Raw genomic sequence first — 23,647 nt, forward strand, 5'->3', positions numbered from 1 at the left:
GATCACCGGACCAGCCGGACCCCGTGCTCGCCGAGCCAGCGCACCGGGTCCACGGCCGAGCCCATGTACGGAGTGAGCCGGACCTCGAAGTGGAGGTGCGGCCCCGTCGAGTTGCCGGTGTTCCCCGACCGCCCGATCACCTGGCCGGCCACGACCGGCTGCCCCGGGGACACACCGGGCGCGGCCAGGTGCGCGTACTGCGAGTGCCAGCCGCCCGCGTGCCGCACCACCACCTCGATCCCGAACGCCCCGCCGCAGGTGACCGACCGCACCCGGCCCGCACCGATCGACCGCACCGGGGTGCCGACGGCCACGGCGAAGTCCTGCCCCGTGTGCCGGCGCGCCCAGTGCGCGCCGGCCCGGTGGAACCCGGCGGACAGGGCGTACCCCTCCACCGGCGCGACCCACCCGCGCCCCCCGCCGACGCGACCGACACCACCGGTGCCGGTGCCGGCACCGGCACCGGCACCTGCACCGCCTGCACTGGCACCACCCGCACCTCCGGCACGCACACCGCTCACACCGCTCGCATCGGCACCGTGAGCACTACCAGCACCACCAGCACCGGCAGAACCACCACCCGCCCCCGCCGCACCCCCGCACCGCCCCGCCGCCACCCGCCGGTCCGCCTCCGCCTGCAACCGCCACTGGGCCCGCTCCAGCCGCGCCTCGATGCCCCGCCGGATCGCGGCCAGCCGCTCGCGGCGCACGTCCAGGTCGCGCCACGCCGTACGGGCCTGCCTCTCCGCCCGCGCGAGGCGCCGTTCCGCCGCCCTGGTGCGCTCCATCAGGCGGTTGACGACCCGGTCCGCCTGCCGGGCGAGCCGCGCCGCCCGGATCACCTCGTCGGCGTCGTCGGCGTCGTCGGCCAGCAGCAGCCGCGCGGTCAGGCCCACGGAGCCCCCGGCCCGGTACTGGGCCCGGGCGACCTCGCCCATCCGGTCGTTCAGCACGGCCAGTTCGCGCCGCTTCACGGCCAGCTCCCGCTGGAGCCGGCCGGCCAGGGCGCGCTGCGCGGCGGCCGCGCGCCGGCCCTGCTCGTACGACTCCGTGGCCCGCGCGGCCTCGTCGAACAGCCGCGCCACCTCCCCGGCCGAGCCGCCCGGCCCGTCGGCGGCGGCGGCCGCGGGATGGGGGAGCAGGGCGACCAGTACGGCCAGCACCACGAGCACCATCCTGGGATGGTGGCGCCGGGCGCGCCCGATGTCCGGCACCCCAGCGGTGTCGTACCGCCGACCGGCCCATCACCATTCCGCCGAACGGCCCACCAACCGGGGCCGCGAGGGGCTGCGCCTACAGCGGCGCCTCCCACACCACCGTCGTACCGCCGCCGTCCTCGCCGATCCCCGGGCCGCACCGGCTCGATCCGCCGAGCGACTCCGCCCGCCGCGCGAGGTTCCTGAGGCCGCTGCGCCGCCCGCCCTCCGGCAGGCCCACCCCGTCGTCCGCGACCGTCAGTCGCACCCCCGCCCTGCCGTCGCGGAGTGTCGCCGTGGCGTCCACGACGACCTCGATCCGATGGGCCCGCGCGTGCCGGAATGCGTTGGACAGCGCCTCGCGCAGCGCGGCCACCAGGTTCTTTCCGGTGAGCTCGCCGACCGCCGTGTCGACGGGGCCGGTGAAGCGGTGGGAGGGGGTGAACCCCAGCGGTACGGCCGCCATGTTGATCTCGCGCAGGACGCGCGTGCGCAAGCCCGACGGCGCCTCGGCCGGGCCCTGCTGGAGCGCGAAGATGGCGGTACGGATCTCCTGGATGGTCACGTCCAGTTCGTCGACGGCCTTCTCCACCCCCTCCTGGACGGCCGGCGCGAGCGCTCTGCGCTGGGCGCTCTCCAGCATCATCCCGGTGGCGAAGAGCCGCTGGATGACCAGGTCGTGCAGGTCACGCGCGATACGGTCCCGGTCCTCGTACACCGCGAGGCGCTCGCGGTCGCGCTGCGCCTCCGCCATCATCAGCGCCAGTGCGGCCTGGGAGGCGAACTGGGTGGCCAGGGTGCGTTCCATCGCGGCGAACTGGCGGGCCCCCGGGGCACGGGGCGTGGCGAGCGCGCCCAGGACGCGGCCGCCGCTCTGGAGCGGCAGCATCATGCTGGGCCCGTAGTGCCGCGCCAGCCGGGTGATCATGCGCGGGTCGGTCGCCGCGTTCGCCATGAACACCGCCTCGCCGGCCAGGAGCCGCTCGACGACCGGGCTCTCCGGCGGGATGACCACGCCCAACGCGGTCGCCGGGTCGTCGGCGGAGACGGCGACGATCTCCAGACCGCCGGCGCCGTCGGCGGCCGGCAGCAGCACGATCCCCGCGCACGCGTCGGCGAGCCTGCGGGCCTGTTCGGCGACGACCGAGAGGGCCTCGTCGGCGTCGCCGCCGGACAGCAGGGCCGTGGTGACGGCCACCGAGCCGTCGATCCACCGTTCGCGCTGGCGTGCCGCCTCGTAGAGGCGGGCGTTGCCGATGGCGATCCCCGCCTCGGTGGCCAGCACCCGCACCATGTGCAGGTCGTCGTCGTTGAACTCGGCCCCGCCCCGCTTCTCCGTCAGGTAGAGGTTGCCGAAGATCTCGCCCTGGACGCGGATGGGTACGCCGAGGAAGGTCCGCATCGGGGGGTGGCCGGCCGGGAATCCCACGGCGCGCGGGTCCGCGGTCAGATCGGTGAGCCGCATGGCCTCGGGATGGTGGATGAGCGCCCCGAGCAGGCCCGCGTGGCCGTCGGGCCGACGGCCGATCTCACGCGCGACGTCGTCGGAGACCCCGTACGTCACGAAGTCCGACAGGCCCTCGCCCTCCTCGTCGACGACACCGATGGCGGCGTAGCGGGCGTCGGCGAGCTCGGCGGCGGTCTCGCAGATCCGGTCGAGGGTGGAGTGCAGTTCGAGCCCGGTACCGACGGACCGCATGGCCTCCAGCAGTTGCGGGACCCGGGCGGTCAGCTCGGTCGACAGCCCCTGGAGGCCACGGGTCGCCCGCGTCACGCCGTCCTGGGGGTCCTTGGGCTCCGGGGCGGTCATGCCCTTGAGCCTAGTTAGTCCCATTTCGCGGGGAAAGTCGGCTCCGCTGCCGGGACGTCAGGAGCCTGCCGGGGGCGCCAGGAGCAGATCGGCCGCCCGCTCGCGCTCCAGCATGCGGCGCAGCGGGCCGTCGGCGGCCGCCAGCTCGGCGTACGGGCCGCGCTGCACCGTACGCCCGCCGTCCAGGACGACGACGTCGTCGACCGCGTCGAGGCCGTGCAGCCGGTGCGTGATCAGTACGGTCGTGCGGCCCTCGGTGGCCCGCAGCAGGTCGTCGGTGAGCGCGTCCGCCGTGGCGAGGTCCAGGTGCTCGGCGGGCTCGTCGAGCACGAGGACGGGGAAGTCGGCGAGGAGCGCCCGGGCGAGGGCCAGGCGCTGGCGCTGGCCGCCGGAGAGCTGGGCGCCGTGCTCGCCGACGAGCGTGTCGAGGCCGTCGGGCAGGCCGTCCACCCAGTCCAGCAGCCGGGCCCGGTCCAGTGCCGCGCGCAGGTCGTCGTCGCTCGCGCCGGGCCTGGCCAGCCGCAGGTTCTCCCGGATGGAGCTGTCGAAGGTGTGCGCGTCCTGCGCGCACAGCCCGACCAGACGGCGTACGTCGTCGCCGTCGAGCCCGGCCGCGTCCACCCCGCCGATCCGGTACGTGCCGTCATGGGCGTCCAGGAACCGCAGCAGCACCTGGGCGAGGGTCGTCTTGCCGGAGCCGGACGCCCCGACGACGGCGACCCGCCGGCCGGCCTCCAGCCGCAGGTCGAACGCCGCGAGGGCGTCCCGGTCCTGCCCCGCGTACCGGGCGCTGAGGCCGCGCAGCTCCAGCGGGAAGGGGCTGTCCGGCGCGGGCCGCGGCTCGCGCGGCTCGTGTACGGGGACGGGCGCGTCGAGCACCTCGTACACCCGCTCCGCGCTCCGCTTGACGCGCTGGCGGTACTGCACGGCCAGGGGGAGGCCGGTGACCGCCTCGAACGCGGCCAGCGGGGTGAGGACGACGACGGCCAGCGTCACGCCGTCGAGCCGCCCATCGCGTACCGCCTGCACGCCCACCATCGCGGCCGCCGCCACGGTCAGCCCCGTGACGAGCGCGGCGAGCCCGCCGCCCAGGGCGGTGGCGGTGGCCTGGCGGGTGGCGATCCGCGTGAGCGCGCCGTCCGCCTCGCGGGCCCGGTCGATACGCCGGGCGAGGGCGCCCGCCACCGTCAGCTCGGCGCAGCCGCGCAACAGGTCGACGGCCCGGGTGGCCAGCGCGCCGCGCGCCGGGGCGAGCCGCTGCTCGGCGCGGCGGGCGACGGCGCCACTGACCAGCGGCACGGCCACACCCGCGATCAGAAGCCCGGTCGCGAGGACCGCCCCGGCCTCGGGCAGCAGCCACGCGGTGAACCCGACGGCCCCGGCGCCGACCACGGCGGCGGTCCCGGCCGGCAGGAGCCACCGCAGCCAGTAGTCCTGGAGGGCGTCCACATCGGAGACGAGCCGCGACAGCAGGTCGCCGCGGCGCACCGTACGCAGCCCGGCCGGTGCGATCCGCTCCAGCCTGCGGTACACGGCCACCCGCACCTCGGCGAGCATCCGCAGCACGGCGTCGTGCGACACGAGCCGCTCGGCGTAGCGGAACACGGCCCGCCCGATGCCGAACGCCCGGGTCGCCGTCACGGCCACCATCAGATACAGCACGGGCGGCTGCTCGGAGGCCCGCGAGATCAGCCACCCGGACACGGCCATGAGCCCCACGGCCGACCCGAGGGCCAGGCTGCCCAGCAGCAGCGCCAGGGCGAGCCGCCCGCGCAGCTCCCCGACCATGCCCCGCACCCGTGCGAGAACGGGAGTGGCGTCAGCCCCCACGGCACCCCCCTCCCCCGTCACGGGGGTCTGCGTCCCGCCCCCGCCCACCAGCCCGAAGGCGGCGTCGAGCGCGTCCAGACCGCGCGGCGCGCCCGCCTCGGCGGTGGCCGTACCGCCGGATGGGGCCTCCCGAAGCGTGACGACCCGGTCGGCCACCGCCAGGAGCGCCGGGCGGTGGACGACCAGGAGCACCGTGCGCCCCTCGGCGAGGCGGCGCACCGCGTCCACCACGGCCGCCTCCGTCCCGCCGTCGAGCGCCGCCGTCGGCTCGTCCAGCAGCAGCAGCGGCCGGTCGGCCAGGAACGCCCGTGCCAGGGCCAGCCGTTGACGCTGCCCCGCCGACAGCCCGGCGCCGTCCTCGCCCAGCACCGTCTCGGCACCCTCCGGCAAGGCATCCACGAACTCGGACGCCCCCGCGTCCCGCAGCGCCCGCGCGACCGCCGCGTCGTCCGCGTCCGGCCGGGCGAGGCGTACGTTCTCCGCGATGGTCCCCGCGAACAGGTACGGCCGCTGGGGCACCCACGCGATCCGCTCGCGCCACCGCTCCAGGTCCACCGACCCGAGGTCCACACCCCCGACGCGTACCGCACCCCCGTCGCCCGAAGGCTCCGCGAACCCGAGCACCACATCCAGCAGCGTCGACTTGCCGACCCCGCTCGGCCCGACCAGAGCGACCGTCTCGCCCGGCTCCACGACCAGCGACGCGCGGTCCAGCGACGGCTCGGCACGCCCCGCGTGCCGTACGGTCACGTTCTCCAGCTCCAGCCGCACATCCGCCGGAACAGCCCCGTCACCACCCTTGCGGACCGGCGCCTCCAGGACGGCGAAGATCTCCTCCGCGGCCGACAGTCCTTCCGCCGCCGCGTGGTACTGCGTACCGACCTGGCGCAGCGGCAGATACGCCTCGGGCGCCAGGATCAGAATCACCAGGCCCGTGTACAGATCCAGGTCCCCGTGCACCAGCCGCATGCCGACGCCGACCGCGACCAGCGCGACCGACAGGGTGGACAGCAGCTCCAGCGCGAACGACGACAGGAACGCGATCCGCAGGGTCCGCAGCGTCGCCTGCCGGTACTCCGACGTGATCGCGCGGATGGACTCCGCCTGTGCCTTGGCCCGGCCGAACACCTTCAGCGTGGGCAGACCCGCCACCACGTCCAGGAAGTGCCCCGACAGCCGGGACAGCAGCTTCCACTGCCGGTCCATCCGGGCCTGCGTGGCCCAGCCGATGAGAACCATGAAGACAGGGATCAGCGGCAGGGTCCCGACGATGATCGCCGCCGACACCCAGTCCTCGGTGACGATCCGCGCCAGGACCGCCACCGGCACCACCACCGCCAGTCCGAGCTGCGGCAGATAGCGCGAGAAGTAGTCGTCGAGCGCGTCCACGCCCCGGGTGACCAGCGCCACCAGCGAGCCGACCTTCTGCCCGCTCAGCCATCCGGGACCCAGCTCTGCCGCCCGTTCCAGCAACCGGCCGCGCAGCTCCGACTTGACCGCGGCGCTCGCCCGGTGGGCGGCCAGCTCGGTCAGCCACGACACGAACCCCCGCCCCACCGCGACGACGACGAGCAGCACCAACGGCACGCGGAGATCCCCGCCGTCCAGCCCCCGCTGGAAGGCGCCCACCACGACCTCGGCGATGAGCATCGCCTGGGCGACGACCAGCGCCGCCCCGACGACGCCCAGTGCCACCACCGCCGCCAGGAACAGACGGGTGGCCCGGGCGTATCGGAGCAGACGCGGGTCGATCGGTTTCACGTGAAACATCCCCTGCTAGTGCGCGGCGTCGGCGATGTGCTGCGTACCGATCCGCTTGCGGAACACCCAGTACGTCCAGCCCTGGTACAGCATCACCAGCGGCGCCGCGATGGCCGCACACCACGTCATGATCTTCAGGGTGTACGCGCTGGACGCCGAGTTGGTGACGGTCAGGCTCCATTCCGGGTTCAGCGAGGACGGCATGACGTTCGGGAAGAGCGTCAGGAAAAGCATCGCAACCGCGGCCGCGATCGTGACACCCGACAGCGCGAACGACCACCCTTCGCGCCCCGCCTTGATCGCGCCGACCGCCAGAACCAGCGCCACCGCAGCGATCACCATCGCCACCAGACTCGTCGCGTCACCCCTCGACACCTGGGTCCAGCCCAGGAAGCCGACGGCCAGCACCACGGCGACCAACCCCAGCGTCAGCGCCAGCTTCCGCGCCCGTACCCGGATGTCGCCCACCGTCTTCAGCGCGGTGAACACCGCCCCGTGGAAGGTGAACAACGTCAGCATCACCAGCCCGCCCAGCAGCGCGAAGGGGTTGAACAGGTCGAACAGCGTGCCCACGTACTCCTTGGACGCGTCGATCTTCACGCCCCGCACGATGTTCCCGAACGCCACACCCCACAGGAACGCGGGGATCAGCGACGTCCAGAAGATGGCCTGCTCCCAGTTGTGCTGCCACTTCTCCTCCGGGCGCTTGGCCCGGTACTCGAAGGCGACACCACGCACGATCAGGCAGACCAGGATGACCAGCAGCGGCAGGTAGAAGCCCGAGAAGAGGGTGGCGTACCAGTCGGGGAAGGCCGCGAACGTGGCGCCGCCGGCCGTGAGCAGCCACACCTCGTTGCCGTCCCAGACGGGGCCGATGGTGTTGATCAGCACCCGCTTCTCGACCCGGTTGCGGGCGAGCAGCTTGGTCAGGACGCCTACGCCGAAGTCGAAGCCCTCCAGGAAGAAGTAGCCGGTCCACAGGACGGCGATGACGACGAACCAGATGTCGTGAAGTTCCATGCCTCAGCTCCAGTCCTCAGTACGAAAAGGCCATTGGCCGGTCGACTTCACGCTTCGGATCCTCCGGATCCCGGTCATGGCCGCCGATCTTGGTGGGCGGGTTGAGGTCGGCCTCCGTCAGTTCGGGCGGCCCGGCCTTCACGTACTTCACGAGCAGCTTGACCTCGATCACGGCGAGGATCGCGTAGAGCGCCGTGAACACGACCATCGAGGTGATCACCTCGGCCTGGGAGACGCCGGGCGAGACCGCGTCACGGGTGCGCAGCACGCCGTACACCACCCAGGGCTGGCGGCCCATCTCGGTGAAGATCCAGCCCCAGCAGTTCGCGATCAGCGGGAAGGCCAGCGTCCACAGCGCGACGAGCCAGTACAGCCTGGTCAGCTTCGGGCTCAGGGCTCCCTTGAACAGCACCAGGTTGGGAACCTCGTCCTCGCCCACCCGCAGCCGCGCGGGCAGCAGGAACCGCTTCCGGGTCAGCCACAGCCCGACCAGCCCGAGCGAGAAGGACGCCATGCCGAAGCCGATCATCCACCGAAATCCCCAGTACGCGACGGGGATGTTGGGCCGGTAGTCACCGGGGCCGTACTTCTCCTGAAGGGCCTTATTGGTGTCGTTGATGCCAGGGACGTACGACTCGAAGTCACTGTGCGCGAGGAACGACAGCAGCCCAGGAATCTCCACCGCGACCTTGTTGTGCCCCTTGTCCACGTCGCCGACGGCGAACACGGAGAACGGCGCCGGCTTCTCGCCCTCCCACAGCGCCTCGGCCGCCGCCATCTTCATCGGCTGCTGCTCGTACATGACCTTGCCGAGGAAGTCACCGCTGATCGCGGTGAACATCCCGCCGACCACCACGGTGACCAGGCCCAGCCGCAGCGAGGACTTCATCACCGGGATGTGCTTCTTGCGCGCCAGGTGGAAGGCGGCGATACCGACCATGAACGCGCCCCCCGTCAGGAAGGCCGCGGACATGGTGTGGAAGACCTGGGTCAGCGTCGTGTTCTGGGTGAGCACGAGCCAGAAATCGGTGAGCTCGGCCCGGCCGGTCTTCTCATTGATCTTGTAGCCGACGGGGTGCTGCATCCAGGAGTTGGCCGCCAGGATGAAGTACGCCGACAGGATGGTGCCGATCGACACCATCCATATGCAGGCCAGGTGGATCCTCTTCGGCAGCTTGTCCCATCCGAAGATCCACAGGCCGATGAAGGTCGACTCGAAGAAGAACGCGATCAGCGCCTCGAAGGCGAGCGGCGCGCCGAAGACGTCACCGACGAAGCGCGAGTAGTCGGACCAGTTCATGCCGAACTGGAACTCCTGCACGATGCCGGTGACCACACCCATCGCGATGTTGATGAGGAACAGCTTTCCCCAGAACTTCGTCGCCCTGAGGTACTTCTCCTTCTCGGTCCGCACCCATGCCGTCTGGAGACCGGCGGTGAGTGCGGCGAGGGAGATCGTCAGGGGAACGAAGAGGAAGTGGTAGACGGTGGTGATACCGAACTGCCACCTCGCCAGCGTCTCTGGCGCCAGAGCCAGGTCCACGTCAGCTTCTCCTTACGGCCTACGTCCTACGGTCCGGACGTCCTTGCGTCGCCTCGCCGATTCCGGTGGATCTTGGGAGGAACCAGGCGCGCTTGTGAATGCGTTCACAATCACAAGTTATTATGACTCACACGAAATCCGTAGCCGAAACCGGGGGTCCTCTTCCGCGAAACTTCAACATCTTGTTGAATTTCGCGCATGCAGATACGTATCTCCTGGCCCGCCGGCCACGTGACCGCCACCCTCGACGAAACCCCCACGAGCAAGGCGCTCGCGGAGGTCCTCCCGATCACCTCCACCGCCCACACCTGGGGCGAAGAGGTCTACTTCGACACCCCCGCCTCCCCCGCCCTGGAGCCGAACGCCCAGCAGGTGGTCGAGCCGGGCACGGTCGCCTTCTGGACCGAGGGCGACGCCTTGGCCCTGCCCTACGGGCCCACCCCCATCTCGCGCGGCGACGAATGCCGGCTGGCGAGCCCGTGCAACGTCCTCGGCCGCATCGACGGCGACCCCCGCGCCCTCGCCACGGTCCGCTCGGGCGACCCGATCCGCGTCGAACTCGCCTGACCGAACCCCGACCCACGGCCCGCAGACGGCAGACATCCGGGGTGAGGCCGTGCCCACAACGACCCGGGGCCGAACCATGCCGACCCACGGCCCGCAGCCGGAGTCCGGCCGGGGTGGGGCCGTGCAGGGTCGTCCCCGCAGCGGTTGGCGGCGACCGTTGGGCTCCCGTGACTAAGTGACCCAAGGCCGCCGGCCTCGTGGGGGTGCCCCCTCTGGGGGAGAGACGAGCCCGGAGGGGCCACGCCCCCCACCCCACCGCCGCAGCCGCACCCCCGGCACCCGCGCCCCGCGCGCAACCCCCGCGCCCCCGGCATCACCCGCGCCGGACGGGCACACCTCGCCCCGCCCCACCCGGTGTGACCCGCCACCGCGGGCGCGAGGATCACCGGCCGGGCGGCACCCCCGCCGGCGGGCGCCACGCGCACCGGCCGACCGCCACGCGCACCGCCGGGCGCCCCGCACACCGGCCGGGCGCCGGGCGCACGCACCCGGCGCCCAGCGGCAACCCGCTAGTACCGCTCCTTGCGGAACGCCTCGGCCGCCCGCAGGAAGATGTCGTTCGCCTCCGTCTCGCCGATCGTGACCCGCACGCCCTCACCCGGGAACCCCCGCACGACCACGCCCGCCTGCTCGCACGCCGCCGCGAAGTCCACGGTGAGCTCACCCAGCCGCAGCCAGACGAAGTTGGCCTGCGTCTCCGGCACCGTCCACCCCTGGCCGACGAGCCCCTCGTACACCCGCTGCCGCTCACACACCAGGGACCCCACCCGCCCCAGCAGCTCGTCCTCCGCACGCAGCGAGGCCACCGCCGCGTCCTGCGCGAGCTGGCTGACACCGAACGGCACCGCGGTCTTGCGCAGGGCCGCGGCCACCGGTTCATGGGCGACCGCGAAGCCGACCCGCAGCCCGGCCAGCCCGTACGCCTTGGAGAACGTACGCAGCACTGCCACGTTGGGGCGCTCGCGGTAGATCTTCACGCCGTCCGGCACCTCGACGTCCCTGATGAACTCGCGGTACGCCTCGTCGAGCACGACCAGCACATCGGACGGCACCCGGTCCAGGAACCGCTCCAGTTCCGCCCGGCGCACCACCGTGCCGGTCGGGTTGTTGGGGTTGCAGACGAAGATCAGCCGCGTCCGGTCGGTGATCGCGTCGGCCATCGCGTCCAGGTCGTGGACGTCACCGGGGGTGAGCGGCACCTGCACCGGCGTCGCACCGCTGACCTGCGTGATGATCGGGTACGCCTCGAAGGACCGCCACGCGTAGATGACCTCGTCGCCGGGGCCGGCGGTGGACTGGACCAGCTGCTGGGCCACGCCCACCGAGCCCGTACCGGTGGCCAGGTGCGTCACGGGCACCCCGAAACGCTCGGCGAGCTCGTTCATCAGGCCGGTGCAGGCCATGTCCGGGTAGCGGTTGAAGCCGGCCGCGGCGGCCATCGCGCTCTCCATGACGCCGGGCAGCGGCGGGTACGGGTTCTCGTTGGAGGACAGCTTGTACGCGACCGGCCCCTCGGCCGCGGCGGGCTTGCCCGGCTTGTAGGTGGGGATGCCGTCCAGCACGGCGCGCAGCTTCGGGCTCGTCTCGCTCACTCTGGTCCTCCTCGACCGTACGTACCACCAATACTGCTCACCATATGAGGATTCCGCCGCGCTGCGAATGGCCAGTTTCGTGCGCTGAACCACCCCGCGCCCCACCACGCCCCACCGCGCCACCGGCGCGACCACAGGGGGGAGCGCTCCCTCCTACACCGCGCGCCGGTGGCTCGCGCCGTGGCGCGCATCCCCCGTAGAGGTGAGTTGAGACCTCATCGAAACATCGTCCATTTGGCAGGCTCATATGCGCCGACAACTCGCGGCACCAAGAAAAACCCTCCAACTACCTTGAATTCCAAGGCCATTAGGGGGTGGCGACCGTGCAGAAACGTGCCTGTCAACGAGTGAATATGCGAACGGCCCAACCGCCCGGCCTCGCCCTACTATCGGCTCGCCATGACAGCAGCAGGGAAGCACCAGGTGAGCCGGGCACAGACCCGGGGAAGCCGGCAAGGGCGAGCGGGCATCCGGGACGTGGCCGCCGCAGCCGGGGTCTCCATCACGACTGTCTCCGATGCGCTCAACGGCAAGGGCCGGCTCCCGGACGCCACCCGCCGCCACGTCCGCGAGGTCGCCGACCGGCTGGGCTACCGCCCGTCCGCCGCGGCCCGCACGCTCCGTACCGGCAAGTCCGGCCTCATCGGCCTGACCGTGACGACCTACGGGGATGAACCTTTCACCTTCACCGAATTCGCATACTTCGCCGAGATGGCCAGGGCCGCCACCTCCGCCGCGCTCGCCCGCGGCTACGCCCTGGTCATTCTGCCCGCCACCTCACGCCATGACGTCTGGTCGAACGTCGCGCTCGACGGCACCGTCGTCATCGACCCCTCCGACCACGACCCGGTCGTCACCGAGCTCGTCCGCCAGGGCCTGCCGGTCGTCTCCGACGGCCGCCCGGCCGGCACCCTCCCGGTCACCGCCTGGGTCGACAACGACCACGAAGCCGCCGTCCTCGACCTGCTCGACCATCTCGCCGCCGCTGGCGCCCGCCGGATCGGCCTGCTCACCGGCACCACCACCGACACCTACACCCGTCTGTCCACCACCGCGTACCTCAACTGGTGCGAGCGCGTCGGGCAGGACCCGGTCTACGAGGCCTACCCCGCCCACGACCCCTGCGCCGGGGCCGTGGCCGCCGACCGGCTGCTGGCCCGGCCCGACCGGCCCGACGCCGTGTACGGGCTGTTCGACCCCAACGGCACGGACCTGCTGGCAGCGGCGCGCCGCTACGGGCTGCGCGTACCGGACGATCTGCTGCTGGTCTGCTGCAGTGAGTCCACCGTCTACGCCGCCACCGAACCGCCCATCACCACGCTCTCGCTCAAGCCCCGCCGGATCGGCACAGCGGTCGTCCAGCTGCTCATCGACGCCATCGAGGGCATCGAAACCGACCGTCCCGTCGAGCAGGTGATACCGACCGAGCTGATCGTCCGGACGTCCTCCCAGCGACGCTCGCCGCGGACGACCGTCAGCCCACCCCGGTCCCCCTCACAGGAATGACCGGCGGACGCCCCCGGGGAGACCCGGCTCGCCCATCGGCCCGGACCACGTCCAGACCTCCTCAATTGGGGCGAATCGGCCGGTGAACCCGGGGTGCACCCGGATTCACCACCCCTGGTGCGTCACACAGCACAGGGCTCATTCCTATGATGGGCGGACGACACCGCGGACCGCCCCGACCAGGCCGGTCCGCCAGGTGTAGGGCGTCGCGACGGTGGTGGAGGGGTCGATGACTCAGGGGGCCGGTCAGGGACCCGTGGTGCGGACGGCGACGTTGCGCGACTTCCGCGTACCGCCGTATGCCCAGGTGCCCGTGCAGGGTCATGCCGCTCACCCGGGCAACGCGTTCCCCGAGAGTGAGCTCCCGGAGGGGTACACGCCGACCGAGCGCGACCTCCCGGTGATCAACCGCGGCGACACCGTCCAGGTGTCCGTCGCCCCGGAACAGGCCCCGGCCACAGCTCCGGCGCCCGCTGCCGAGAACGGCCCCGGTCCGCTGTACGTGGTGGGCGACGTCCACGGGTACCTCGACGAGCTCCTCGCCGCCCTGCGCCACCAGGGCCTCATCGACGCCGAGGGACACTGGGCGGCGGGCAACGCCCGGCTGTGGTTCCTCGGCGACTTCACCGACCGCGGTCCCGACGGCATCGGCGTCATCGACCTCGTCATGCGGCTCTCCGCCGAGGCCGCCGCAGCCGGCGGTTACTGCAAGGCCCTGATGGGCAATCATGAGCTCCTGCTGATCGGCGCCAAGCGGTTCGCGGACACGCCCGTCAACTCCGGTGCGGGCACGGCCACGTTCCAGGCGGCCTGGCTGCTCAACGGCGGCCAGAAGAGCGACATGGACCGCCTCCAGGACGTCCACCTCCAGTGGATGTCCCGGCTCGACGCCGTGGTGGAGGAGGACGGGCACCTGCTGGTGCACTCCGACACCACCGCCTACCTGGAGTACGGCTCCACGATCGAGGACGTCAACGACACCGTCCACGAGATCCTGACCCGCAACGACGCCGACGAGTGCTGGGACCTGTTCCGCAAGCTCACCAAGCGCTTCGCGTTCCGGGACGAGGGCGGCGCCACCGCCGTACAGGAACTGCTGGCCGCCTACGGCGGTCGGCGCATCGTCCATGGCCACAGCCCCATTCCGTATCTCCTGGGCGAAGTGGGCTCGGAGGACGGCGAGGACGGTACGGGCCCGACGGTGGAAGGACCGCACGTGTACGCGGACGGGCTCGCGATCGCCATGGACGGCGGTGTGACCATGGCCGGAAAGCTGCTGGTCGTCCAACTCCCGCTGCCCAACTGAGCCATGACGCAGCGCAGTCGGGCCAGGCGATTTCCGGAAATCCTCTGTCACCCCTTGCCGTAACCGCTCTACCATCGGTATTTCCGTAGCAGACTCTCCTCCGTTTCTGCCCGACTGCCCGTTCTACGCGGGCAAACAGGCCCTACGGAGCATCGGGGGATGCACATGACCAGCGCTCCGCACCTGCTGACCGAGGACCGCTCCGAGTACGAGCGCATCCTCGACGACGCGCTGCGCACCGCGCACGACCGTCCGGATCTCGCCGGGATCGGGCAGCGGCTCAACACCGAGCAGCTGCGCACCATGGCCCTGAACGCCACTGCGCTGATCTCCGCGGCCGCCGCCGCGGAGTACGACCACTTCGTCAAGGTGCGTGAGGAGTCACGCACACCCGCCGGAGTGTCCGCCATCCAGTCCGTCCTGGCCCCGGCCGGTGACGAGACCGACGCGGGCCCCGGCGCCGGGGTCGGTGTCATCGTCACCGTGCTGGCACCGGTGCTGGCCGGCACGGCCGCGGTCATCTTCCTGCTGGTGGGCTATGTCCTGAAGGCGCTCGACCCGGCTCCCGCCTTCGCCGATTCGTTGCTCGCGGCCGGCTGGTTCTTCGGGGCCGTGACGGCGGCCGGCATCCTTGCCGCCGCGATCGGTCTGCTGATCACGGCGCTGCGCAACAGCTCCACGCAGGTATCGGCCCAGGAGCCGGGAGGTGAGCTGCCCGAGGAGGTCGCCCGCGCCAGGGAGGCATGGCGGCACGCCCTGCTGGAGCGGGGGATCCTGCCGTTCCTGCGGGACGCGCTGGCCGACCCCAGCGCGGACCCCCTCTCAGGGGTGCCTCCGCGCCATGTCGGCCGGATCCCGAAGGTGGGCTACAGCGGGCCGGACTTCTCCAGCCCCAGCGAAGGCGGTGCGGGCTCCCGCCCGACGTTCACCAGCCCGGACTTCACCAGTCCCGACTTCGGCGGACCGGAGCACCAACCGGACTGAGCGACTGCCCAGGAGGGCCTGTTTCACGTGAAACGAACAGATGTTTCACGTGAAACAGGCTCTCCGAGACGACGGAGGTCAGTCCGCCAGCGGCAGATAGACCCGATTGCCGGCCGCGGCGAACTCCTTCGACTTCTCCGCCATTCCGGCCTCGATCTCCGTCTCCTTCAGGTCACCGCCGTGCTCACGCCGGATGTCCTGTGAGATCTTCATCGAGCAGAACTTCGGCCCGCACATGGAGCAGAAGTGCGCGGTCTTGGCCGGCTCGGCGGGCAGCGTCTCGTCGTGGAACTCCCGTGCCGTGTCCGGGTCGAGGGCCAGGTTGAACTGGTCCTCCCACCGGAACTCGAACCGGGCGTCCGACAGGGCGTCGTCCCACTCCTGGGCGCCCGGGTGCCCCTTGGCGAGGTCCGCGGCATGCGCGGCGATCTTGTAGGTGATGACGCCGGTCTTCACATCGTCCCGGTTGGGCAGGCCCAGGTGCTCCTTGGGCGTGACGTAGCAGAGCATCGCGGTGCCCCACCAGGCGATCATCGCCGCGCCGATACCGGAGGTGATGTGGTCGTAGGCCGGGGCCACATCGGTGGTCAGCGGGCCGAGCGTGTAGAACGGCGCCTCCTCGCAGATCTCCTGCTGGAGGTCGATGTTCTCCTTGATCTTGTGCATCGGGACATGACCCGGGCCCTCGATCATCGTCTGTACGTTGTGCCGCTTGGCGATCTGGTTCAGCTCGCCGAGCGTACGCAGCTCCGCGAACTGCGCCTCGTCGTTGGCGTCCGCGATCGAGCCGGGGCGCAGGCCGTCGCCGAGCGAGTACGTCACGTCGTACGCGGCGAGGATCTCGCAGAGCTCCTCGAAGTTCTCGTACAGGAACGACTCCTTGTGGTGCGCCAGGCACCACGCGGCCATGATCGAACCACCGCGCGAGACGATGCCGGTCTTGCGGCGGGCCGTCAGCGGCACGTACCGCAGCAGCACACCCGCGTGGACCGTCATGTAGTCGACGCCCTGCTCGGCCTGCTCGATGACGGTGTCCTTGTAGATCTCCCAGGTCAGCTCCTCGGCCTTGCCGTCGACCTTCTCCAGGGCCTGGTAGAGCGGCACGGTACCGATCGGCACGGGCGAGTTGCGCAGCACCCATTCGCGGGTGGTGTGGATGTTGCGGCCGGTGGAGAGGTCCATGACCGTGTCGGCGCCCCAGCGGGTGGCCCAGGTCATCTTCTCCACCTCCTCCTCGATGGAGGAGGTGACCGCCGAGTTGCCGATGTTGGCGTTGACCTTCACCAGGAACCGCTTGCCGATGATCATCGGCTCGATCTCCGGGTGGTTGACGTTGGCCGGCAGGACCGCGCGGCCGGCCGCGATCTCCTCGCGCACAACCTCGGGGGAGACGTTCTCGCGGATCGCGACGTACTCCATCTCCGGCGTGATCTCGCCCCGGCGCGCGTACGCGAGCTGCGTCACCGCCTGCCCGTCACGGCCCCGGCGGGGCTGGCGCGGGCGGCCGGGGAAGACGGCGTCGAGGTTGCGCAGCCCGCCGCGCGGCGAGGTGTGCTTGATCCCGTCGTCCTCTGGGCGGACCGGGCGGCCCGCGTACTCCTCGGTGTCGCCGCGGCCGATGATCCAGTTCTCCCGCAGCGGCGGCAGGCCGCGTCGTACATCGGTTTCGACATTCGGATCGGTGTACGGCCCTGACGTGTCGTACAGCGTCACGTCCTTGCCGTTGGTGAGGTGCACCTTGCGGACCGGCACCCGGAGGTCGGGGCGTGAGCCCTCGACGTACCCCTTGTGCCATCCGATGGACTTCCCGGCCTCGTCGTTCTGGTTCGAGGCAGGCGTGCGTGCGTCCTGAACGGTCATCGTGACCTACTCCCTACGCCGGCATTACCCGGTAACAGGTTCGGCGGTCGACGCAGCGGTTTCCGTACCCGTCGTACGGATGTCAGCGCCCTCTCAGCCCGGTGCTCCGAGCTCCCGCGTGTGCAAAGGTGCCACCACGCTAGCGCCATCCCGGCCACGCTGAACAGAGGGCCCCCGTCGTTCTTGCGATGATCGGTCGGTGACTTCCTCGCAGCAGTCCCCCGAACCGACCGGACAGGCACATGGTCATACGCACAGCCATGCCCACAGCCACGGCCCCGCCGCGCCCGTCTCCAAGCACCTGCGCAAGGTCATCGCCGCGGTACTGATCCCCTTCGCGACGGCGGTGCTCGTCGGCCTCGCCGTGCTGTGGCCGGGCGGCGCCCCTGAGCACGAGCGCACGGGTGTCGGCTTCGACCGGCAGACCGAGCAGGGCACGGTGGTCCAGGTCGAGAAGGTGGACTGCCGGGACGTGAACGCCGCGCAGGTCCCGCCGACCGGCGACACGACCACGCCCGAAGGTCGCGAGGCGGTCAATTCCCAGCAGGGGCAGTGCGCGAAGGCGACGGTCGAGGTCACGACCGGCAAGGACAAGGGCCGCAGGTTCGTCGAGATCGTCCAGCCGGACGCCCCCCGCCAACTGGAGGAAGGCCAGGGAGTCGTGGTGGCGTACGCCCCCGACGCCCCGCGTGACCTTCAGTATTCGGTCACCGATGTGAACCGCAAGGTGCCGATGGCGCTGCTCGCCGCGATCTTCGCCCTGGCGGTGGTGGCCGTCGGCCGGCTGCGCGGAGTGATGGCGCTGGTCGCCCTGGCGGTGAGCTTCGCCGTGCTGACCCTGTTCATCCTGCCCGCCATCCTGCAGGGCTCGAACCCGCTGGTCGTGGCGGTGGTCGGGTCGAGCGCCATCATGCTGATCGCGCTCTACAGCTGCCACGGCCTGACCGCGCGCACCTCGGTGGCCGTGCTGGGCACGCTGATCTCCCTGCTGCTGATCGGCCTGCTCGGCTCACTCTTCATCGGCTGGGCCTCGCTGACCGGCAACACCGACGACAACACGGGCCTCATCCATGGTCTGTACCCGAACATCGACATGTCCGGTCTGCTGCTGGCCGGTGTCATCATCGGTTCGCTCGGTGTGCTCGACGACGTGACGGTCACCCAGACGTCGGCGGTGTGGGAGCTGCACCAGGCGGACCCGAAGATGGGGCCGCGCGCCCTGTACCGGGCCGGTATCCGGATCGGCCGCGACCACATCGCCTCGGTGGTGAACACGCTGGTGCTCGCGTACGCGGGTGCGGCCCTTCCCCTGCTGCTGCTGTTCTCGATCGCGCAGAGCAGCGTGGGGACGGTCGCCAACAGCGAACTGGTCGCGGAGGAAATCGTACGGACCCTGGTGGGTTCGATCGGACTGGTGGCCTCGGTGCCGGTGACCACCGCGCTGGCCGCCCTGGTCGTCTCGGCCGACCGGCCGGGCGCCGATGCACCGGCGGCGGTACGCGGTGGGGGACGGGGCCGGCGACGCAAGAAGTAGCCGCGCCCCCGCCCCGACCCCAGCCCGCCCCGCGGTCTTCAGCCGGTGGGGCCTCAGCCGGCGTTCTCCTCGGCGAGGATCCGGCCGAGGGCTTCCTCCAGGTGGCCCTCGAAGTCACCGAGCGTGCGCTCCTGCCCCAGCGGCACCAGCTTGTCGGTGCGGTCGAGGAAGGCCACCAGGGGCGGCGCGCTGGACCGGAACAGCGCACGGTCGGCACCGACCTGCAGCCGGATACTCACGTCCGACAGGTCCTCGGGTCCGGTGGGCGTGATGTGCACATCACCGTCACCGCTGGGCCCGTTGATCCCGTCCAGGAGCAGTTCTCTGCCGAATGCCCAGGTGACAGGCGCATCGCCGGGCAGGTGGAACGTCATCCGGACCGCGAACGGGTCCCTGGTCTCGTACCCCAGCTCGACCGGAATCCTGAAGGAGAGATCCTCGGAGACGACGAAGCTCATCAGGACTTCGGCCTGAACCGACTCGCGCATCATGTACCCCGCAGTGAATGAAGCAGTGGCGAACAACAGCTGATGAAGATCGGTGAAGAAAAGCGGCTGGAAAAACGGCCAGGAATGATCCGTACTGGCCCTCTTGGCGCAATCGTCCTGTAAGCGCTACAGGATCACAAGGAGTGAGTTTTCAGATACTGATAGAGAACGCCAACGAGCTGAAAAGCTTCCCCACCTCCCCGCGCAGACGGTCGACCGCAGGCAGCAACCGGTGTTCCTGGTGGGACGGTACGGAAATGGCCATCGTGACGGCAGTGGAACCCGCCGTGATGGGGATGGCCGCGCAGACCGTACCCAGCGCGTACTCCTGGCGCTCCACGACCGGTTGCGTCCGTTCCGTGGCCCTGAGCCGCTCCAGCAGCGTCCGCCCGTCACGCACGGTGTACGGGGTGATCGGCTGCACGGGATGGCGGTCCAGATGGTCCAGGCGGGACCGCTCGTCGAGCTGACTGAGCAGGCACTGCCCGATCGCATGGGCATGGCCCGTCGCCCGGAAGTCGGCCCACTCGTCGACGGCGGGCGCCGCGGGGGTGTCCGAGACGGCGATCAGCTCGATCTCTCCGTCGCGGTAGGCCGCGCAGTACACGGGAACGCCGATCGCGTCCCGCCAGTGCGCCAGCGAGTTCTCGATCTTGCTGCGACGATTCTGCAGAGCTCCGCCAACCGCCAGCCGCCCTGCCGCGTCGCCGAGGAGGAACACACCGTTCTCCCGGCGCAGATAGCCCTCATGCGTGAGGGTGCGCAGCAGGTGGTACGCGGTGGGCAGCGGCAGGCCCGTCTCACGCGCCAGCTGCTTGGCGGGGGCCCCGTCGGCGTGGGACCCCACGGCCTCCAGCAGCCTCAGCGCCCGCTGCACGGAGCCGATCAGAGTCGGAGGAGGGGCAGGGGCAGCGGTAGGGGTACGGGTAGGGGAATGCGGTGCCGTGGCCAAAGGTCACCCCCAGGCGTTTCGCCCATTCAGTCGTACAAACCGCTGGTAGGGCGTTCGTGAACCCCTTGGTTCCAAGGGCAGCGGAGGCTTGCCACTCTAATGGCAGCCTCCGTTCGGGGTGAGGTTTCGCCAGGGCCGTTCCCCCGCCCGGGCTAACAGCCGGGCGAATGGCCGGACAGTTGATCCATGGAGGTCACCAGTCGCCGCGGGATGACGAGGAGGACATGAACTTCCGTACGACGTAAATGAGTCCACCGACGAGCACGGCGAACACCAGCACCTTGAACAGCAGCCCGATCAGCACACTGATCACGGTCCCGATCAGGCTCCCGAAGACCACCAGGGCAATGACGGGTATGGCGATCCACTTCACCCACCAGGGCATTCCCGCGAGCATTTCCCGTACCGCCGCCATTGTCCCGACCTCATCTCTGGTGACACTTCCTACCGTTGGGCACCCTCGATGCTAGGTGCCGCCGGCTCGCCACGGGGGCTCCGCAGCCCTCGCTCTCCCCTGATCCTCCCCCTAGGGAACCCCGGTCCCGCCGGTCGCCGGAGGTCAGCTCTCCGGAGGAGAGAAGACGACCATCACCCGCAGGTCCTCGGTGATGTGGTGGAACTTGTGCGGCACGCCGGCCGGCACGTACACCACACTGCCCCGCCCCACCTGCGTCGTCTCCATCCCCACCGTGATCGACGCGCGCCCGCTGACGACGAAGTACACCTCGTCCTCCTTGTGCGGCTGCTGCGGGTCGAGCTCCCCGGCGTCGAGTGCGTACAGGCCCACCGACATGTTCCGCTCCCTAAGGAACTGCAGATACGCGCCGTCATTGGCGGCCCGTTCCGCCTCCAGCTCATCCAGTCGGAATGCCTTCATCGCCCGTCCGCCCCTGCACTTGATCCGATCGTGTCTGCCACGATCAGACACATGATGAATTTCCTAGTCAAGACGCTCGCGAACGCCGCCGCTCTGGCCGTGGCGATCTGGCTGCTCGCCGACATCACGCTGACCGGTGACAGCACCGGCAAGAAGGCCCTGACCCTGGTCCTGGTGGCCCTGGTCTTCGGCATCGTGAACATTCTCGTCAAGCCGGTGGTGAAGCTGCTCACGCTGCCGCTGTTCATCCTGACGCTGGGCCTGTTCACGCTGGTCGTCAACGCGCTGATGCTGCTGCTGACCTCGTGGCTGGCCGACAAGCTCGACCTGAACTTCCACGTCGAGGGCTTCTGGACCGCCGTCCTCGGCGGCCTGATCATCTCCGTCGTGTCGTGGGCCATGAACGTGGTTCTCCCCGACGGCAGGGACTGAGGCAGGTGAGTCCCGTGAGCACCACGTACCGCGTCTGTTGCGTCTGCGACGCCGTACACGACCGTCTGAAGGAGCGTGCCGCATGACATGGGGCGACGGAACCCGGGCGGTACGGGCCGGGCTGCCCGAGCCGAAGGCGTACGAACCGACCCTTCCGGGACCGGTGTTCGCTGCCCACTACCACCTGCCCGGGGAGCCGACCGGCCCCTACACGTACGGGCGGGACGAGAACCCGACCTGGACGCATCTGGAACGGGCGATCGGTGAGCTGGAGGCGCCGGGTGATCCAGATGTCGAGACGGTTGTCTTCGCCTCCGGGATGGCCGCCATCTCCTCCGTACTGTTCTCGCAGCTGAGGGCCGGGGACGCGGTCGTCCTGCCGGCCGACGGCTACCAGGCGCTGGCGCTGGTGCGCGAGCAGCTCCAGGCGTACGGGATCGAGGTGCGCACCGCGCCGACCGGCGGCGACGCGCAGCTGTCGGTGCTGGAGGGGGCGCGGCTGCTGTGGATCGAGACGCCGTCGAACCCGGGGCTGGACGTGTGCGACATCCGGCGGCTGGTGGCCGCCGCGCACGCCGGGGGCGCGATCGTCGCGATCGACAACACGCTCGCCACCCCGCTCGGTCAGCGCCCGCTGGAGTTGGGCGCGGACGTCTCCGTGGCCAGCGGCACCAAGGGCCTGACCGGGCACGGCGACATCCTGCTCGGGTACGTGGCGTGCCGCGACGCTTCCCTGGCCGCTTCCGTACGGCGCTGGCGCAAGATCGCCGGGGCGATCGCCGGCCCGATGGAGGCCTGGCTCGCCCACCGGTCGCTGGCGACGCTCCAGCTGCGCGTCGACCGGCAGTGCGCGACCGCGATGGCGCTCGCCGAGGTGCTGTCGGCGCGCGAGGAGGTGACCGGAGTGCGGTATCCCGGACTGCCGAGCGACCCGTCGCACAAGGTGGCGGCCGGGCAGATGCGGCGCTTCGGTTCGGTCGTCTCCTTCGTCCTGCCCGACCGGGAGCGGGCGGAACGCTTCCTGGGCGCGCTGCGGCTGGTGGACGACGCGACCAGCTTCGGCGGGGTCCGGTCCACGGCCGAGCGGCGCGGGCGGTGGGGCGGGGACGCGGTGCCCGAGGGCTTCGTCCGCTTCTCGGTCGGGGCCGAGGACACCGAGGACCTGGTGGCGGACGTGCTGCGCGCGCTGGACGAGGCGAGCTGAGCGGCACCACTACGACGAACGGACGGTCCGAGCCTCCCCCCTCATGGCTCGGACCGTCCGCGTTTTCCTGCGGATGACCGCGTGCACAAGGCTAGTTGACTCTGTGTCAGTGTCCAATCACTGTAGCGACAGAGACCTATCGACTTATTTATAGTTGGACGGTCGTCCCTGAGGCGACGTCAGCCGCGCGTGGCCGCAGCGGTCGCCGGAGGGCGGGAGGGGGGAGGCGCATGGATCTGGCGTTGCTGCGTACGTTCGTCACCGTGCACCGGGCCGGCTCCTTCACCCGCGCCGCCGCTCTCCTGGGCCTCTCGCAACCGGCCGTCACCAGCCAGATCCGCTCGCTGGAGCGCCAGCTGGGCCGCCCGCTGTTCCTGCGCCAGGCCCGTGGTGTCACGCCCACCACCATCGGCGACGAGCTCGCCCACCGCGCGGCGCCACACCTCGACGCGCTCGTCGAGATCGCCGAGGCCGGTCTCGACGACGAGTCCGGCGTACGCACTCTCCACCTCGCCGGGCCGCCCGAGTTCACGTCGGTGCGCGTCCTGCCCGCCCTCACCCCGCTGGTCTCCCAGGGACTCGCGGTACGCACATCGCTGGTCTCCGCCGCCGAGGAGGTCCTCGACGGGCTGGCCGCCGGCCACCACGACCTGGCCATCGCCACCGCCCGCCCGCGCGGCGGACTGCTCACCGCGACCCCGCTCTGCGACGAGGAGCACGTCCTGGTCGCCTCCCCGCGCTGGGCCGCCCGGCTGGCGCCCGGCGTCCTGCTGCGCAAGGGCGCCGTGGTGCTGGAACAGTTACCGGTGGTCGAGGTGCACGAGTCGCTGCCGTTCGTGGCGCGCTACTGGGCGGCGGTCTTCGAGTCGAAACCGGCCGCCGCGGCCACCGTCATCGCACCCGACCTGCGCGCCGTCCTGGAGTCGGCCGCCTCGGGCGCCGGCCTCGCCGTCCTGCCCCGCTACCTGTGCGAGGACGCCCTGGCGGGCGGCCGGCTGGTGGCGCTGCTGGACCCGCCGGTGCCGCCACTGCGTACGTATTTCGTGGTGGTGCGCGCCGGCACGCTGTCCCTGCCGCACATCGCGCGGGCGCACGAGTCGCTGCTGCGCGCTGCGACGGACTGGTGACGGCAGGTGGGTGGCGTACCGGGCGGGTTTCAGGAGGGGCGCCACGGGCCATTTTCAA

General features: G+C 71.0%; 19 protein-coding genes and 1 riboswitch. Of the genes, 8 read left to right on the forward strand and 11 right to left on the reverse strand.

Annotated elements, in window-relative coordinates; all coding sequences use genetic code 11:
- Positions 1–2: 2 nt before the first annotated feature.
- The 5 genes from BKD26_RS42055 to BKD26_RS21285 form a co-directional block, all read right to left on the reverse strand.
- Positions 3–1,175: a M23 family metallopeptidase gene (locus BKD26_RS42055; protein ID WP_277622403.1), complete on the reverse strand. Its 1,173-nt coding sequence runs from the start codon at positions 1,173–1,175 to the stop codon at positions 3–5.
- Between the two features lie 118 nt (positions 1,176–1,293).
- The gene (locus BKD26_RS21270) at positions 1,294–3,006 is read right to left on the reverse strand and encodes a GAF domain-containing protein (RefSeq protein WP_084900555.1); all 1,713 of its coding nucleotides are present in this window, start codon (positions 3,004–3,006) and stop codon (positions 1,294–1,296) included.
- A 57-nt stretch (positions 3,007–3,063) separates the two neighbouring features.
- Positions 3,064–6,597, reverse strand: coding sequence for a thiol reductant ABC exporter subunit CydD (gene cydD, locus BKD26_RS21275; RefSeq protein ID WP_084900558.1), 3,534 nt, complete (start codon positions 6,595–6,597; stop codon positions 3,064–3,066).
- 15 nt (positions 6,598–6,612) lie between these two features.
- Positions 6,613–7,617, reverse strand: coding sequence for a cytochrome d ubiquinol oxidase subunit II (gene cydB / locus BKD26_RS21280; RefSeq protein WP_084900561.1), 1,005 nt, complete (start codon positions 7,615–7,617; stop codon positions 6,613–6,615).
- 16 nt (positions 7,618–7,633) lie between these two features.
- Entirely contained in the window at positions 7,634–9,160 is a 1,527-nt protein-coding gene (locus tag BKD26_RS21285; RefSeq protein WP_084900563.1) for a cytochrome ubiquinol oxidase subunit I, read from the reverse strand.
- A 198-nt stretch (positions 9,161–9,358) separates the two neighbouring features.
- On the opposite strand from BKD26_RS21285, the gene BKD26_RS21290 reads away from it, so the two are divergent.
- Positions 9,359–9,727 (forward strand): cyclophilin-like fold protein, encoded by a 369-nt coding sequence (locus tag BKD26_RS21290; RefSeq protein ID WP_084900566.1) that lies wholly within the window; start codon positions 9,359–9,361, stop codon positions 9,725–9,727.
- Positions 9,728–10,236: 509 nt separating this feature from the next.
- On the opposite strand, the gene hisC is transcribed toward BKD26_RS21290, so the two are convergent.
- Complete coding sequence (hisC, locus tag BKD26_RS21295) at positions 10,237–11,319, reverse strand: histidinol-phosphate transaminase (RefSeq protein ID WP_084900568.1); 1,083 nt, start codon at positions 11,317–11,319, stop codon at positions 10,237–10,239.
- 399 nt (positions 11,320–11,718) lie between these two features.
- On the opposite strand from hisC, the gene BKD26_RS21300 reads away from it, so the two are divergent.
- From BKD26_RS21300 to BKD26_RS21310, 3 genes are all read left to right on the forward strand, one after another.
- Complete coding sequence (locus BKD26_RS21300) at positions 11,719–12,825, forward strand: LacI family DNA-binding transcriptional regulator (protein WP_084900571.1); 1,107 nt, start codon at positions 11,719–11,721, stop codon at positions 12,823–12,825.
- Between the two features lie 229 nt (positions 12,826–13,054).
- A complete protein-coding gene (locus BKD26_RS21305; RefSeq protein WP_084900574.1) occupies positions 13,055–14,131 on the forward strand; it encodes a metallophosphoesterase in 1,077 nt (358 codons plus the stop codon).
- Between the two features lie 159 nt (positions 14,132–14,290).
- Positions 14,291–15,115 (forward strand): hypothetical protein, encoded by an 825-nt coding sequence (locus tag BKD26_RS21310; protein ID WP_179166636.1) that lies wholly within the window; start codon positions 14,291–14,293, stop codon positions 15,113–15,115.
- A 78-nt stretch (positions 15,116–15,193) separates the two neighbouring features.
- On the opposite strand, the gene thiC is transcribed toward BKD26_RS21310, so the two are convergent.
- Complete coding sequence (gene thiC / locus BKD26_RS21315) at positions 15,194–16,975, reverse strand: phosphomethylpyrimidine synthase ThiC (RefSeq protein WP_084900576.1); 1,782 nt, start codon at positions 16,973–16,975, stop codon at positions 15,194–15,196.
- Positions 16,969–17,103: riboswitch (TPP riboswitch) on the reverse strand. It overlaps the preceding gene by 7 nt.
- Before the next feature lie 71 nt (positions 17,104–17,174).
- Here thiC and BKD26_RS21320 point away from each other — a divergent pair.
- Positions 17,175–18,509 (forward strand): YibE/F family protein, encoded by a 1,335-nt coding sequence (locus tag BKD26_RS21320; RefSeq protein WP_084900579.1) that lies wholly within the window; start codon positions 17,175–17,177, stop codon positions 18,507–18,509.
- Positions 18,510–18,562: 53 nt separating this feature from the next.
- On the opposite strand, the gene BKD26_RS21325 is transcribed toward BKD26_RS21320, so the two are convergent.
- The 4 genes from BKD26_RS21325 to BKD26_RS21340 all read right to left on the reverse strand — a co-directional run bounded on the left by BKD26_RS21325 (position 18,563) and on the right by BKD26_RS21340 (position 20,826).
- On the reverse strand, positions 18,563–18,997 hold the full coding sequence (locus BKD26_RS21325; protein ID WP_084901171.1) for an SsgA family sporulation/cell division regulator: 435 nt from the start codon (positions 18,995–18,997) through the stop codon (positions 18,563–18,565).
- A gap of 151 nt (positions 18,998–19,148) precedes the next feature.
- Positions 19,149–19,874, reverse strand: coding sequence for an IclR family transcriptional regulator C-terminal domain-containing protein (locus BKD26_RS21330; RefSeq protein WP_241518763.1), 726 nt, complete (start codon positions 19,872–19,874; stop codon positions 19,149–19,151).
- Between the two features lie 268 nt (positions 19,875–20,142).
- Positions 20,143–20,364 (reverse strand): DUF5326 family protein, encoded by a 222-nt coding sequence (locus BKD26_RS21335; protein ID WP_084900581.1) that lies wholly within the window; start codon positions 20,362–20,364, stop codon positions 20,143–20,145.
- Positions 20,365–20,508: 144 nt separating this feature from the next.
- Positions 20,509–20,826 carry a cupin domain-containing protein gene (locus BKD26_RS21340; RefSeq protein WP_084900584.1) on the reverse strand — a complete coding sequence of 106 codons (318 nt, stop codon included), beginning with the start codon at positions 20,824–20,826 and terminating at the stop codon, positions 20,509–20,511.
- A 51-nt stretch (positions 20,827–20,877) separates the two neighbouring features.
- Between BKD26_RS21340 and BKD26_RS21345 the strand changes: the two genes are divergently transcribed.
- The 3 genes from BKD26_RS21345 (at position 20,878) to BKD26_RS21355 (ending at position 23,589) form a co-directional block, all read left to right on the forward strand.
- A complete protein-coding gene (locus tag BKD26_RS21345; protein WP_084900586.1) occupies positions 20,878–21,258 on the forward strand; it encodes a phage holin family protein in 381 nt (126 codons plus the stop codon).
- 82 nt (positions 21,259–21,340) lie between these two features.
- Positions 21,341–22,462, forward strand: coding sequence for a cystathionine gamma-lyase (locus BKD26_RS21350; protein ID WP_084900589.1), 1,122 nt, complete (start codon positions 21,341–21,343; stop codon positions 22,460–22,462).
- A 230-nt stretch (positions 22,463–22,692) separates the two neighbouring features.
- Complete coding sequence (locus BKD26_RS21355) at positions 22,693–23,589, forward strand: LysR family transcriptional regulator (RefSeq protein ID WP_084900591.1); 897 nt, start codon at positions 22,693–22,695, stop codon at positions 23,587–23,589.
- Positions 23,590–23,647: the final 58 nt, after the last annotated feature.

This window comes from Streptomyces sp. CB03238 (assembly GCF_002099185.1).
Lineage (GTDB): Bacteria > Actinomycetota > Actinomycetes > Streptomycetales > Streptomycetaceae > Streptomyces.

Bases quoted from the DNA above. Each gene is read 5' to 3' on its own strand.
- BKD26_RS21340 (WP_084900584.1), bottom strand. From the start codon at position 20,826: ATGAAGGCATTCCGACTGGATGAGCTGGAGGCGGAACGGGCCGCCAAT.
- BKD26_RS21345 (WP_084900586.1), top strand. From the start codon at position 20,878: ATGATGAATTTCCTAGTCAAGACGCTCGCGAACGCCGCCGCTCTGGCC.
- BKD26_RS21355 (WP_084900591.1), top strand. From the start codon at position 22,693: ATGGATCTGGCGTTGCTGCGTACGTTCGTCACCGTGCACCGGGCCGGC.
- BKD26_RS42055 (WP_277622403.1), bottom strand. From the start codon at position 1,175: ATGGTGCTCGTGGTGCTGGCCGTACTGGTCGCCCTGCTCCCCCATCCC.
- BKD26_RS21290 (WP_084900566.1), top strand. From the start codon at position 9,359: ATGCAGATACGTATCTCCTGGCCCGCCGGCCACGTGACCGCCACCCTC.
- BKD26_RS21325 (WP_084901171.1), bottom strand. From the start codon at position 18,997: ATGCGCGAGTCGGTTCAGGCCGAAGTCCTGATGAGCTTCGTCGTCTCC.
- BKD26_RS21310 (WP_179166636.1), top strand. From the start codon at position 14,291: ATGCACATGACCAGCGCTCCGCACCTGCTGACCGAGGACCGCTCCGAG.
- thiC (WP_084900576.1), bottom strand. From the start codon at position 16,975: ATGACCGTTCAGGACGCACGCACGCCTGCCTCGAACCAGAACGACGAG.
- BKD26_RS21300 (WP_084900571.1), top strand. From the start codon at position 11,719: ATGACAGCAGCAGGGAAGCACCAGGTGAGCCGGGCACAGACCCGGGGA.
- BKD26_RS21305 (WP_084900574.1), top strand. From the start codon at position 13,055: ATGACTCAGGGGGCCGGTCAGGGACCCGTGGTGCGGACGGCGACGTTG.
- BKD26_RS21270 (WP_084900555.1), bottom strand. From the start codon at position 3,006: ATGACCGCCCCGGAGCCCAAGGACCCCCAGGACGGCGTGACGCGGGCG.
- cydB (WP_084900561.1), bottom strand. From the start codon at position 7,617: ATGGAACTTCACGACATCTGGTTCGTCGTCATCGCCGTCCTGTGGACC.
- BKD26_RS21350 (WP_084900589.1), top strand. From the start codon at position 21,341: ATGACATGGGGCGACGGAACCCGGGCGGTACGGGCCGGGCTGCCCGAG.
- BKD26_RS21335 (WP_084900581.1), bottom strand. From the start codon at position 20,364: ATGGCGGCGGTACGGGAAATGCTCGCGGGAATGCCCTGGTGGGTGAAG.